The sequence below is a fragment of the Enterococcus sp. AZ071 genome, from assembly GCF_050499065.1.
In the GTDB taxonomy this organism is placed as follows: Bacteria; Bacillota; Bacilli; order Lactobacillales; family Enterococcaceae; genus Enterococcus_A; species Enterococcus_A ferrettii.
This window is the reverse complement of record NZ_JBIPAS010000001.1, coordinates 871,259-883,869: the sequence shown is the minus strand read 5'-3', so window position 1 is coordinate 883,869 and position 12,611 is coordinate 871,259. Positions and strand designations below refer to the sequence as shown.

The following is a 12,611-nucleotide window of genomic DNA, read 5'->3' as shown; positions in this document are numbered from 1 at the left end:
CTATTTTTCTTTTACTTCAATTAATAAATCACCTGAAGAGATACTTTCTTCCTCTTCAACATAAATATGCTCAACTTCTCCGTCAAAACGGGCATCAATAGAGGTTTCCATCTTCATGGCTTCAGTAACCATCAATGGTTGTCCTTTTTCAACATGCTCGCCTTTTTTAACTAAAACCTTCAAAACAGAACCAGACATCGTTGCCCCAATCTGTTCGCGATTGGTAGGTTCAGCTTTGCGTTTTGTTTGAACAGAACTCTTAATAGAAGAGTCCTTCACATTAATTTCACGACGTTGTCCGTTCAAGTTGAAGAACAAGGTGCGATTTCCTTCAATGTCAGCTTCACCTATTTCATCCAGACGAATAATCAACATTTTACCTTTTTCAATCTGAACGCTGATCGTTTCCCCTAGACGCATACCAGCAAAGAACGTTGGTGTATCTAATAAGGTTACATCGCCAAATTGGGCGTAAGATTTTTGATAATCCAAGAATACCTGTGGATACATTAAGTAGCTTAACACATCCGTCTTGCTTGGTTCAAATCCTATTAACTCAGCTAGCTCAGCCTTTACTTTTTCAAAATCAACTGGTGCTGCTGAAGCTCCTGGACGTTCCGTTAGGGCTGGTCGTCCTTGCAAGATGATCTTTTGCAGCTTCTCTGGGAAACCGCCTGTTGGTTGCCCTAAATCACCTTGGAACAAACTGATAACAGAGTCTGGGTAACTTAATTCATCACCACGATCATAGATATCTTGTTCTGTCAGATTATTTTGCACCATAAACAAGGCCATATCTCCGACAACTTTAGACGATGGAGTAACTTTAACGATATCACCAAACATCATGTTAACTGTATGATAAACATCCTTAATTTCATCCCAGCGATCTCCTAAGCCAACTGCTTTAGCTTGCTGCTGCAGGTTAGAATATTGTCCACCAGGCATTTCATGCTGATACACCTCTGTTTGAGCAGCTACGATTCCATTTTCAAAACTGCGATAGTAAGGACGTACATCTTCCCAATAATGATTCAATTGCTGAACATTCGCTAAATCAATATCTGGAGTGCGGCCGCCATTTTGTAAAGCATAGTATAAACTACTCATACTTGGTTGGCTAGTCGCACCACTCATGGCACTCATAGCCACATCCACAATGTCCACTCCAGCTTTGACTGCTGCTGAGCAGGTAATAATCCCATTACCAGCTGTATCATGAGTATGCAAGTGAATTGGAAGATCTGTTGTTTCCTTCAGTTCGCTAATTAAGCGATAAGCAGCTTGAGGCTTAAGCAACCCTGCCATATCTTTGATTGCAATGATATGTGCACCGGCCTCTTCCAAAGCCTTTGCCATATCTTTATAATATTGAACGTTGTATTTCGGACGATTTGGATCTAAGATATCACCAGTATAACAAATTGCCGCTTCAGCAATTTTACCTGAATCACGAACAACTTGAATACTTTTTTCCATTTGCGGCAACCAGTTCAAGCTGTCGAAAATACGGAAAACATCAACACCGTTATGAGCCGCCTCTTTAATAAATTCCTCGATTACATTATCAGGGTAGTTCGAATATCCTACCGCATTAGAACCACGGAACAACATTTGCAGCAAAGTATTTGGCATCGCTTTGCGTAATAATTTCAATCGTTTCCAAGGATCTTCACTCAGGAAACGGTAAGCCACGTCGAAGGTTGCCCCACCCCACATTTCGCTAGAGAATAGCTCTGGGAGAGCATCACCAGTTGCTTTTGCAATTTTTACGAAATCATTGGTACGAACTCGTGTTGCCAACAAACTTTGGTGAGCATCACGGAATGTAGTATCTGTTAACAGAACATTTTCCTGCTGCTTCACCCAACTAGCGACTGCTTCAGGACCTTTAGTATCAAGAATTTGTTTTGCTGTTTCAATTTCCTTAATTTCAAGATTTTTAGGCATACGAGGAGCTTCGAAGAAACGTTTCTCTTGTTTTTCGATTCCTGGGAAGCCGTTAACTGTAATTTCAGAGATATAACGCATGGTTTTGTTGCCGCGGTCTCTTACTCTTGGAAATTCAAATAGTTCTGGAGTGTTATCAATGAACGTTGTTTTCGCATCACCACTTTGGAATAATGGATGACTAATAACGTTATGCATAAACGGAACATTCGTTTTAACACCACGAATACGAAATTCGCGCAGACAACGCTGCATTTTCTGAATTGTTTGATCAAAGGTCAAGGCATGGGTACATACTTTGACCAATAATGAATCAAAGTGCGGTGTAACTACGGCACCAGCATAAGCGTTTCCAACATCAAGACGTACGCCAAATCCACCTGGAGAACGATACGTATCGATCTTACCAGTATCAGGCATAAAGCCGTTTAATGGGTCTTCCGTTGTAATACGGCATTGGATTGCAGAACCATTCATCTCAATATCTTCTTGTTGAGGTAAGCCAATGTCATTGTGCAAATCCTGCCCTTGAGCAATTAGTAATTGTGTTGTAACAATATCTACACCTGTGATCATTTCAGTAATCGTATGTTCCACTTGAACCCGCGGGTTTACTTCAATGAAATAGAACCCATCATCTTCAACTAAGAACTCAACTGTCCCAGCATTAATATAACCAACATGCTTCATCAACTGAACAGCGGCGTCACAAATTTCTTTTCGTTGTGCGTCACTCAATGAAAGACAGGGAGCAACCTCAACAACCTTTTGGTGACGACGTTGGACTGAACAGTCGCGTTCAAATAAATGCAGCACATTCCCATGACTGTCTCCTAAAATTTGAACCTCGATATGTTTTGGATTGCCAATGTATTTTTCAACGTATACCTCGTCGCTGCCGAACGCTGCTTTAGCTTCACTTTTTGCCCGTTCATAGCCTTCTCTAGCTTCTTTCTCATCGTGAGCAACCCGCATACCACGACCGCCGCCGCCTAATGCTGCTTTGATCATGATAGGATAGCCATGAGAATTACCAAAAGCTAAAATATCTTCAATTGTTTTAACTGGGCCATCTGAACCAGGAATTGAAGAAATCCCCGCTTCTAAGGCAGCAGTTTTAGCTTTAATTTTATCACCAAAAATATCTAGGTGATGCAAAGAAGGGCCAACAAAAACAAGTCCTTCTTCTTTACAACGTTTGGCAAACTCAAGGTTTTCAGATAAAAATCCATATCCCGGATGGATTGCATCTGCACCAGCTTCCTTAGCAACACGAATAATGTCCTCAATATCTAAATACGCATCAATCGGCTTCTTGCCTTGTCCCACCAAATAAGCTTCATCTGCTTTAAAGCGATGGACTGAATAAGTATCCTCTTCAGCAAAAATTCCGACTGTTTTAATATTTAATTCGCTGCAAGCACGGAAGATTCTTGTTGCGATTTCACCACGATTGGCCACCAAAACTTTTTTCATTAACTTCACTCCTGACTTTTCAAATATTCATATTCTATTGCAAGCTTAGTCCGTTTCTCATCTGCACTAATATTAAGTGCAAAAGCAACACCAACAGACAAAACTAATAGGCTGTTTCCGCCCTGACTTAAAAACGGGAAGGTAATCCCAGTCAACGGAATCAAACCTAGCAAACCACCAAGATTAATAAACACCTGTAATAAAAATAGGCTTCCGATACCAATACAAATCAGCGAATTGAATGGTTTCTTCGACCGGATACCCACGAGAAAGATTCGTATAATCATAAAGATCAAAAGACCTAAAATGACTAAGGCACCAATTAATCCGACCTCTTCTGCAACAATCGCAAAAATAAAGTCAGTATGAGCTTCACTTAAAAAGCCTTTCTTTTCAATACTATTACCTAATCCACGGCCAAACCAGCCTCCGTTGAACATTGCGTAGTAACCATTAACCAGTTGATGGCCTTGATTCAATTCATCCATAAAAGGATTTTTGAAAACCTCAAACCGACTAACGATATATTGAAAACGCGCTGGAAAAATGTACTTACCAAAGTGAATTAAGAACTCTATAGCTAAAAAACTCAGGCCAACACCTATACCACCGATAATTACCGTGTAAAACCAGTTAACTCCACTAGCCAAAAGTAAAATCAAAGCCAATAGAGTGATGATTGCGGCATTCCCCATGTCTGGTTGAATAACAACTAGAAGAACCATGAAAAACACTAAAAGTAATGGCCGCTTCATATCTCCCCAAAAGTTATCTTGAATTGTCTCCTGACGCTTAGACAAGATGTAAGATAAATACCAAACCACCATAATCTTTAAATACTCAGCTGGCTGCAAACTAAAACCGAAAAAATTTAGCCAGCCTTTTGCCCCGTTAATTTCCTCACCAATAAAGGGAGTAAGTATCAACAGAAGAAAAATAACTAAAGTCGAAAATACAATCAACTGTTGACTCTTCAAAACATCGGTTTTCATTTTGTACATCAGTGTAATAACAATCAAACTTAATGCCCAAAATATCGCCTGGTTAGATACGAAGGAAGTCGGATCCAAGCCTCGAACAATTTGGATATAAGAGGTGGAGCTATAAACAAAGATCAATCCTACAACCGATAAGATTAAATAGGGAATTAAAATACTATAATCTAAAAAGTGACGTTTCCTTATCTTAGACTTCGGCAAGGATTATGCCTCCTTGCTAGTTTCATTAGTTTCTTGACGGTTTTCATACAGTTCGGTATATAAACGATTCAACTCTGCTTCTAAGTCGCTTAGCATCTGTTGGCCTTCTCCTTTGTTAAGAATACCAATCCGTTCCGCGAAGAATACTTGACGTGAGAAGCCATACATCTGTGTATCAACAACTTCTTCGAAAGCCTTGCACTGAGAAATACACAAACTATTATGTTGATTTTGGATCAGCAGCTTGATGCGCTTCGCATCATCATTCAATATTTTTATGGCAAAATCAGAAGAAATAGGTTCCATTTTGCTTCCCTCCTATCCTTAGTTTCAATATTATAGCACAGAAAAAATACAAAAAGGAGAAAAAAAAGAGCATCTAAGCTTTAATTAAATTCTTTGTTCGGATTTTAGGTTTTACACAAGCTATCGATGTTACAGATTGATGACAAACACGAAAAATGCTCTGAAAACTCTTTGTGCCGCTAAAAAAAATTATATCTTCGTGGAACAAATTAAAAATGTGAAACAAATCTAACCCAATAGTTTTTCATCTTCCATTTTAAGCTACTTTAAGTTAAAATATACTTATGAATTAAAATAGCTTGAAAGGAGAACTTTTTATGATCCAAAAAGAACGGCTGCAAGTGATTATGCAGACTCTGGAAGAAAGGCAGGCGTTAAGCTTAAAGGAGATTATCCAGCTAACAGGTGCATCCAGAGATACCGCTCGTCGAGATATAGTTAAGCTTGCGGATAGAAATTTAATCCAAAGAACCTATGGCGGCATTGCCCTTCCACAATCTTTTAAGCAATTGGATGATTATTTACAGCGGAGTTCTGAGGGAAACAGCGAAAAGCAACAGCTTGCGCAAATCGCTGGAAAAATGGTCCACGACGCAAAATCCATCTATTTGGATGTGTCCACTACAATTAGTTATATTCCCCAGTACTTGGAGAATTCTACTCAATTGTTTACTGTTACAAATTCTATTGATATTGCTGATCAGCTGCTTCGGAACAGTGAGTGTGAAACACGAATGCTTGGCGGGAATTTAGACCGTGAAAAACGATGTGTAATTGGGACCAGACCCTTAATTGAAATGGAGCAATACCAATTTGATTTAGCATTTGTTAGTGTGGTAGGACTTGATTCTGAAGGAGTATATTATGCCTACGAAGAAGACATTGATATGAAAAATAAATTGCGTAAGCAAACCGCCAAATTAGTGTTGTTGGCTGATACCAGAAAAATTAACCAGGCTCATTATTTTAAAGCCTATAACTGGGATCAAGTAGATACACTTGTTACTAATAAATCTTTACCGAACGGATTAGCGGAAATTTTGGAAGAACAACATGTTACGGTGCTATATGCAGGAGGAAAAATGCATGATTAAAACAGTCTTATTTGATGTAGATGGAACTTTGCTCGATACGGAATATGCGGTTATTCAATCATTCAGAGACACATTAGCGATTGATCCAGCGATTTTGGATGAAGAGTTGCATTTCATTTTAGGTATTCCCGGAGTTAAAGCCTTGGAACGATATGCCGGATCAACTGAAGAAATCCAAAATCTTTTAGAGCTTTGGGTAAAAAACCTCAATAGTCATATGAAGAATGTACAACTGTTCCCAAACGTACTCCCCGTACTCCAAAATCTGCAGGATAGAAATTATCAACTAGGAATAGTCACCTCCAAATTGCGACCTGACATGGAGAGTACTTTGGATTCTTTTAATTTAAGAGATTACTTTACAAAAGTCGTCACCGCTTCAGATACTGAGAAGCATAAGCCTCATCCCGAACCTATTTTAAGAGCGATGGAACTCTTAAATTCTAGTCCTGAAGAAACTATTTATATTGGTGATTCCATTTATGATCTGCAAAGTGCCCACAGTAGTCAGGTATCTTTTGCTTTAGCGGGTTGGGGAGCGAAGGTACACGAAGAATTTGCTCAAGTTCATCAGTTGGTAACTCCTGAAGACTTAATCAATTATTTAGAGGGATAATTATGCGCGCAATCGAACTTTTTTTATGTCAGTTAGGAGAAGAAAGTAACACCCTTCTTACCTATTCTTCTATCACAGCTGCCGAGTATACAGTTTGGGTAGAAGAAAATACTTCTGTAAAAGAATTGCCATTAAAAGTATTTACTATTTTATGCACTCTTTCACATTTAAGCTATGATGAAGTACTTAAGCAATTAGTTAAGTATGAGCTATTAGCAGAGTAAGATCTTGGACATTTTCCAAGATCTTACTCTTTTTGTTTACATAATATTATAGAAGACAACTAAATATAGATAATTTCCTCCATGTCTATGATGAAATATTGTTTGGCTTATTTTTCTACGCAATTTACAATATATTGCAGATTGTTCCGTTGATTTTTAAAATAGTGAAACATTGCTAAAAACTGTTCCCGGTTGTCTTCCTTCAAACCATTTCTAATAATCCGTGCGGTTCCGATTAAACCTTCATCTCGAACCATTCCCCTAGGACTCATTAAAGACATCTCACCAGTTTGACTAGCAATATTTCGAAAGCCGATTTGCTGGTAAAGAGACTGCCATAACGATTTTGTCAAAGGTGCAACCCGCATGTTGATAGTCCGGCTCAACTGATCCATTTGCTCTAAATCTTCGACCTTCAAGGCAATATCATGAGTCAGTAGCTTGCCGCCAGGTTTTAAGACACGATAGTATTCCCTCAACGCTTTTTCTTTAGCCGACTGAGCTAGCATAGTCAACATCGCCTCATTTATCACCATGTCAAACGTATTATCCTCAAAAGGCAATTTCAATGCATTTCCCTGCTGCACAGTTACTTGATTCTCCAGTTTAGCCGTTTTTATTGCTGACTTTGCCTTCTCTAAAGCCTGAGAATCTAAGTCTACACCTATCATTTTACAATGGTAAGTTTGAGCTATCTCTATTAATGTCGTTCCCATGTTGCAAGCAACTTCTAAAACATAGTCATCTTTTGAAAATTGAGCCTGTTTCATCAACCAGCTGGTTGCCTCAATACCTCCTGGACGTAGTCTTGTTTTGCCAAGGCTAGCTAGAAAAGTGTGTCCGACTTTCTTATCACTCATGCTTACACACCTTTTCCGGTTTTACAACTACCAACAGCATCTGAAAAGCTTCAAGAGCATATAGGGCATGAGGAATATTGGCAGGCATGACAATAGTTTCACCTTCTTCTACCAAAAACTTTTCTTCCCCGATCGTAATTTCTACTTTACCGCTTAACAAGTTCACCATGGCATCACCAGGTGATGAATGCCCACCAATTGATTGATCTTTATCTAGGGCAAAAACAGTCATCCCCATACCTTTTCTTTGGACAAGTGTCATGCTTGCTACTTGATCTTCGGAAACAGGAACTAGTTGTGTCAGATTGATTACTTCACTTTGAGGTAATTTATTAATATAGGTCATTGATTATCTTTCCTTTCTGGTAACTCTATTTGCAAGTATTTACATTTTTCATTCGCTTGAATACTATGAAGACTGTTGGCTGGAATAGCTAATAATTCTCCTGCTTGAGCTGTCCATTTCTGTTGAAAAATTGTCACTTCGAGTTTCCCTTCCAAGATGTGCAGCAGCTTCACTAAGCCTGTTTTTTCTGAGCTGACACTCTCACCTTCATCCAGTGCATAGATGACTACTGTTGGCTCTATATTGAGCGCTTGACTAACAATCCGGCTGCGAATCTGATAGGCTGAATAATCTATCATCTCATTTAATGGTAAAAGAACCGGCTTCATTCGTTTTCCTCCTTTATCCACGAGAGCTTTTCTGCTACAATAATTTCTAGAACGATATTGAGAATCATTCTCATTGAATATATCATAGGTCTTTCATTCTGTCGGTTGCATTTGCAACAAAAAAACTATTTTTCGTAGTCTGTTCAACCAATGAGGATTTGTAGTCAAATCCGATCGCTCATTTTTTAATGAATATTTTCAGGTTTCTAGGATTCTCCTTGTAAATCCTAAATAAATCTATGAGGTAAAAACGATGCACAGTTATTTGGATATGCTCGAACAAACGACTATTTTTCGTGGATTAACTGCTAGTGAAATAATACAGGCTTTGAAATGCTTAGGTGGTGAAATTGTTGAATATGAAGGGAAGGGAACTGTTCTTACCTCAGACAATCAGACAGATTCTGTGGGAATTGTCCTAGAGGGAAGTCTTTATTTTAACAAGTTAAATATCCATGGAGAGCGTCATATTTTTACTGAGGTCAAAGCTGGAGAACTATTTGGCGAAAACTGTCTCTGGCCAAATCCTAGTGTATCCTCCTTTGAAATTGAAGTTCCTCAATTTTGTAAAGCATTGCTCATCAAAAAAGAAAAGCTCATGCATCCTGAAGCGACCACCTGTCGTTTACGGAAACAAATTATTGAGAATCTCTTTTATCTTTTACTAGTAAACAATCAAACTCTTTACCAGAAAATCGATTTGGTAACCCAAAAGAATTTGCGGGAAAGAATTCTCTATTGCTTGGATTTTCAATACCGTAAATCAGAGGAACCATTTTTTACCATTCCCTTTTCTCGCCAAGACTTTGCGGACTACCTAGGTGTAGACCGCAGTGCTCTTTCTCGTGAGCTGGCCAAAATGAAGGAAGAAAAGCTAATTGATTATAATCGCAATACCTTTGCACTATTAAATTAGAATGAAAAAAAGTTGTCCAAAGAGTTTTTTTCCACTCTTTGGACAACTTTTTGTTTGCTATTATGCTTCCACAGCTTTATTTTTCTTCGCTGCTTTTTCACGTTCTGATTTGTTCAGAATTTGTTTACGCAAACGAATGTTTTCTGGTGTAATTTCGCAATATTCATCCTCATTCAAGAATTCCAAAGATTCTTCTAGAGATAAATCACGAGGTTTTTTAATAACTGAAGTTTGGTCCTTATTAGCAGAACGAACGTTAGTCATTTGTTTTGCTTTTGTGATGTTTACACCAAGGTCTTTGTCACGACTGTTTTCACCGACGATCATTCCTTCGTAAACTTCAGTACCAGGTTCAACAAAAACAGTTCCCCGTTCTTCCACACTCATAATTGAGTAAGTGGTTGCTTTACCAGTATCAACTGAAACCAACGCACCATTACGGCGTCCACCAAGATTTCCTTGGATTTTTGGCAAGTATTGATCAAAGGTGTGGTTCATGATTCCGTAACCACGTGTCATAGATAAGAATTCAGTAGTAAATCCAATCAATCCACGAGCAGGAGCCAAGAATACCAAACGTACTTGTCCATTTCCAGAATGGATCATGTCTTGCATTTCAGCTTTACGTTGGCCCAATGCTTCAATTACGCTGCCCATATATTCTTCGGGTGTATCAATTTGAACTAATTCAAAAGGTTCGCAACGAACACCGTCAACCATACGCTCAATAACTTCAGGACGAGATACTTGCAACTCGAAGCCTTCACGACGCATATTTTCGATCATGATTGATAAATGTAGTTCTCCACGTCCAGAAACAATCCATGCATCTGGAGAGTTTGTTGGATCAACACGTAAAGATACGTCAGTATGAAGTTCAGACATCAAACGTTCTTCAATTTTACGAGAAGTCACGTATTTACCCTCGCGACCAGCAAATGGTGAGTTATTCACTAAGAAAGTCATTTGCAAAGTAGGCTCGTCGATGTGCAGGATTGGCAAAGCATCTTGGTGGTCTGCAGGCGTTACTGTTTCCCCAACAAAGATATCTTCCATACCTGACAAAGCGATTAAATCGCCAGCTTTTGCTTCTTGAACTTCCAAACGTTTCAAACCAAAGAAACCAAAAATCTTAGTTACCCGGAAATTTTTCGCTGAACCATCCAATTTAAGCAAGGACACTTGGTCACCGACTTTAATTTTTCCACGGAAGATACGGCCAATTCCGATACGTCCTACGTAGTCATTATAATCCAACAAAGAAACTTGGAATTGCAGTGGATCTTCGCTATTGTCAACTGGCGCAGGAATTTTTTCAATAATAGTATCAAATACAGGAACCATTGTTTCTTCCTGATCAGCAGGATCATCAGACAAGCTAGATGTTCCGTTTAAAGCTGAAGCATAAATCACTGGGAAGTCCAACTGATCATCATCAGCACCTAATTCAATAAATAATTCTAACACTTCATCGACAACTTCTTCTGGACGAGCTGAAGGTTTGTCAATTTTATTAACTACTACGATTGGAATTAAATGTTGTTCCAATGCTTTCTTCAAAACAAAACGTGTTTGAGGCATTGTTCCTTCATAGGCATCTACAACTAGTAATACACCATCAACCATTTTCATGATACGTTCAACTTCGCCACCGAAGTCCGCGTGTCCAGGTGTGTCCATGATGTTGATCTTGTAGTCTTTGTAGTTTACTGCTGTATTTTTAGCAAGAATGGTAATACCGCGCTCTTTTTCCAACGCATTGGAATCCATTGCCCGTTCTTGTAAGCTTACATGGCTATCTAAGGTATCTGATTGTTTCAACATTTCATCCACTAACGTTGTTTTCCCATGGTCAACGTGGGCGATAATGGCAACGTTACGAATATCATCTCTGTATTTCACTATAATTGCTCCTTTTCTTATAACAAGTCACTCGACAAGCCATTATAGCAGATATTCACGTGAATTGTTAGTAAAACATTTTCATTTTTTCTGAAAACTTATATTTCTTAATCTTTGTACTCTTTTACTTGGTTCATAGCTGCTGAAGTAAGTCCCATAAAATACTCACGACCAGAGAAATTTAATGGCTGGAAATCCGCTCCGCAGGTTGGCATTTCAAACTGTTCCATCATTACTTTGCCTGCAGCGTAATCCCACGGACTTAAGCTGCTCAGATAACCAATTTGTGTACCTTGTAGAATTGCGATAAAATCTAGGCCAGCACATCCTAGAACTCTAACTCCCATTGTTCGTACACCAATGTCCTTAGTATGATGATAGTTGTTAGTATAAACAGGCATACCTACACCCAACAAACCTTCTTCAAGCGTCTTATTTTTCGGCGCCTTTAATTCTTTCTCGTTGTGGTACACAGCGTTTACCTTCGGGCCTCCCCAGAAAAGATCATCACGCATGACATCATAAATAAACCCTAATCGCCCGATACCTTCTTCATATACAGCAATCATAATACAAAAGTTTTCTTTTTGGTAAACAAAATTCAAAGTTCCATCAATTGGATCGATCACAAACACACGGTCCTGATCAATCGCCGTCGTATCCTGTCCATTTTCTTCACCTAAAATTTTTGCTTTAGGATCAAAGGACTTAATTTTATCAACTAAAAAGTTTTGGATCTCTTTGTCAACATTGGTTACAATATCTGTTCTGCCAGATTTATGATCTACCTGAAGTGTATCTTCTTTCAAAGCCTTTCTAATCTTATCTCCAGCCGCATAAATCCACTCAATAATTTCCTTTTCCATAGTGATCCCCCTTGTAGTAATGTATTAAATCTGTCTGCTATTCACCAAAAATTTAAATTAGTTTCTATTAATAATCGCTGAATATCTGTCAAATTGCTATCCTAATTTCAGCCGCTTCTTCGATTCTTTTTTAGCTGCTTGAACGGTTCTGTATACGGAATAACCACTAACTGATTCAAATTCACGTCCAATTTTTTTCTCTTCGCCAATGCTGCGAATGACTTGCTTAAACTTTTGGTAACCGACTAAAAAGGCTTGCGTATCAACGCCGCCTTCGTTTGCTTGTTCGACTAAGTTAAGAAAATCGATCACGGCAATCATTTCTTCTCTGCTCCATTCAGGATCGATTGGGTAACTGTAATTATCCAATTGCTTCACTCCATTCCTGTTTAGTTTACCATAGATTTCTTAACTAAGCGCTTATTTGAACATGGCAAAGCACAACAAAAAGCCTTTATCATTTTTCTTTGATAAAGGCTTTTGCTTCTATTAGAATAGAACTTCTACGTTAAGATTATGTATCCCTA

The 12,611-nt window shown here is 38.6% G+C and carries 13 protein-coding genes; 4 read left to right on the top strand and 9 right to left on the bottom strand.

Features of this window, described 5'->3' with window-relative positions; all coding sequences use genetic code 11:
• The 3 genes from IGI49_RS04300 to IGI49_RS04290 are packed head-to-tail and all read right to left on the bottom strand — an operon-like array spanning position 1 to position 4,931.
• Entirely contained in the window at positions 1-3,426 is a 3,426-nt protein-coding gene (locus IGI49_RS04300; RefSeq protein ID WP_429963503.1) for a pyruvate carboxylase, read from the bottom strand.
• 5 nt (positions 3,427-3,431) lie between these two features.
• Positions 3,432-4,625, bottom strand: coding sequence for an FtsW/RodA/SpoVE family cell cycle protein (locus IGI49_RS04295; RefSeq protein WP_429963502.1), 1,194 nt, complete (start codon positions 4,623-4,625; stop codon positions 3,432-3,434).
• Between the two features lie 3 nt (positions 4,626-4,628).
• Positions 4,629-4,931, bottom strand: a complete 303-nt coding sequence (locus IGI49_RS04290; protein ID WP_207703669.1) for a DUF1507 family protein — start codon at positions 4,929-4,931, stop codon at positions 4,629-4,631.
• 317 nt (positions 4,932-5,248) lie between these two features.
• Between IGI49_RS04290 and IGI49_RS04285 the strand changes: the two genes are divergently transcribed.
• The 3 genes from IGI49_RS04285 to IGI49_RS04275 are packed head-to-tail and all read left to right on the top strand — an operon-like array spanning position 5,249 to position 6,865.
• Positions 5,249-6,025 (top strand): DeoR/GlpR family DNA-binding transcription regulator, encoded by a 777-nt coding sequence (locus IGI49_RS04285; RefSeq protein ID WP_429963501.1) that lies wholly within the window; start codon positions 5,249-5,251, stop codon positions 6,023-6,025.
• A complete protein-coding gene (locus IGI49_RS04280; protein ID WP_429963500.1) occupies positions 6,018-6,641 on the top strand; it encodes an HAD family hydrolase in 624 nt (207 codons plus the stop codon). Before IGI49_RS04285 ends, IGI49_RS04280 begins: the two co-directional genes overlap by 8 nt.
• A gap of 2 nt (positions 6,642-6,643) precedes the next feature.
• On the top strand, positions 6,644-6,865 hold the full coding sequence (locus IGI49_RS04275) for a hypothetical protein (RefSeq protein WP_207703671.1): 222 nt from the start codon (positions 6,644-6,646) through the stop codon (positions 6,863-6,865).
• Between the two features lie 107 nt (positions 6,866-6,972).
• Here the strand turns inward: IGI49_RS04275 and IGI49_RS04270 are convergent, their stop codons facing one another.
• Genes IGI49_RS04270 through IGI49_RS04260 form a run of 3 tightly spaced genes read right to left on the bottom strand, consistent with a single transcriptional unit; the run spans position 6,973 to position 8,400 of the window.
• Positions 6,973-7,725, bottom strand: coding sequence for a methyltransferase domain-containing protein (locus IGI49_RS04270; protein WP_429963499.1), 753 nt, complete (start codon positions 7,723-7,725; stop codon positions 6,973-6,975).
• On the bottom strand, positions 7,718-8,071 hold the full coding sequence (locus IGI49_RS04265) for a cupin domain-containing protein (RefSeq protein ID WP_207703673.1): 354 nt from the start codon (positions 8,069-8,071) through the stop codon (positions 7,718-7,720). The genes IGI49_RS04270 and IGI49_RS04265 overlap by 8 nt, the downstream gene beginning before the upstream one ends.
• The gene (locus tag IGI49_RS04260; protein WP_429963498.1) at positions 8,068-8,400 is read right to left on the bottom strand and encodes an acetate kinase; all 333 of its coding nucleotides are present in this window, start codon (positions 8,398-8,400) and stop codon (positions 8,068-8,070) included. The genes IGI49_RS04265 and IGI49_RS04260 overlap by 4 nt, the downstream gene beginning before the upstream one ends.
• A 253-nt stretch (positions 8,401-8,653) precedes the next feature.
• Here IGI49_RS04260 and IGI49_RS04255 point away from each other — a divergent pair, with 253 nt between their 5' ends.
• Positions 8,654-9,316 (top strand): Crp/Fnr family transcriptional regulator, encoded by a 663-nt coding sequence (locus IGI49_RS04255; RefSeq protein WP_429963497.1) that lies wholly within the window; start codon positions 8,654-8,656, stop codon positions 9,314-9,316.
• A gap of 60 nt (positions 9,317-9,376) precedes the next feature.
• Here IGI49_RS04255 and typA read toward each other — a convergent pair whose 3' ends face one another.
• From typA to IGI49_RS04240, 3 genes are all read right to left on the bottom strand, one after another.
• Positions 9,377-11,218, bottom strand: coding sequence for a translational GTPase TypA (gene typA / locus IGI49_RS04250; RefSeq protein WP_429963496.1), 1,842 nt, complete (start codon positions 11,216-11,218; stop codon positions 9,377-9,379).
• Between the two features lie 107 nt (positions 11,219-11,325).
• The gene (locus tag IGI49_RS04245) at positions 11,326-12,084 is read right to left on the bottom strand and encodes an inositol monophosphatase family protein (RefSeq protein WP_429963495.1); all 759 of its coding nucleotides are present in this window, start codon (positions 12,082-12,084) and stop codon (positions 11,326-11,328) included.
• A 96-nt stretch (positions 12,085-12,180) separates the two neighbouring features.
• Complete coding sequence (locus IGI49_RS04240) at positions 12,181-12,453, bottom strand: UPF0223 family protein (RefSeq protein WP_429963494.1); 273 nt, start codon at positions 12,451-12,453, stop codon at positions 12,181-12,183.
• Positions 12,454-12,611 lie beyond the last annotated feature (158 nt).

Excerpts from the sequence above, each read along its gene's own strand:
- IGI49_RS04300 (WP_429963503.1), bottom strand. The coding sequence starts at position 3,426 with ATGAAAAAAGTTTTGGTGGCCAATCGTGGTGAAATCGCAACAAGAATC.
- IGI49_RS04290 (WP_207703669.1), bottom strand. The coding sequence starts at position 4,931 with ATGGAACCTATTTCTTCTGATTTTGCCATAAAAATATTGAATGATGAT.
- IGI49_RS04285 (WP_429963501.1), top strand. The coding sequence starts at position 5,249 with ATGATCCAAAAAGAACGGCTGCAAGTGATTATGCAGACTCTGGAAGAA.
- IGI49_RS04280 (WP_429963500.1), top strand. The coding sequence starts at position 6,018 with ATGATTAAAACAGTCTTATTTGATGTAGATGGAACTTTGCTCGATACG.
- IGI49_RS04275 (WP_207703671.1), top strand. The coding sequence starts at position 6,644 with ATGCGCGCAATCGAACTTTTTTTATGTCAGTTAGGAGAAGAAAGTAAC.
- IGI49_RS04270 (WP_429963499.1), bottom strand. The coding sequence starts at position 7,725 with ATGAGTGATAAGAAAGTCGGACACACTTTTCTAGCTAGCCTTGGCAAA.
- IGI49_RS04265 (WP_207703673.1), bottom strand. The coding sequence starts at position 8,071 with ATGACCTATATTAATAAATTACCTCAAAGTGAAGTAATCAATCTGACA.
- IGI49_RS04260 (WP_429963498.1), bottom strand. The coding sequence starts at position 8,400 with ATGAAGCCGGTTCTTTTACCATTAAATGAGATGATAGATTATTCAGCC.
- IGI49_RS04255 (WP_429963497.1), top strand. The coding sequence starts at position 8,654 with ATGCACAGTTATTTGGATATGCTCGAACAAACGACTATTTTTCGTGGA.
- IGI49_RS04245 (WP_429963495.1), bottom strand. The coding sequence starts at position 12,084 with ATGGAAAAGGAAATTATTGAGTGGATTTATGCGGCTGGAGATAAGATT.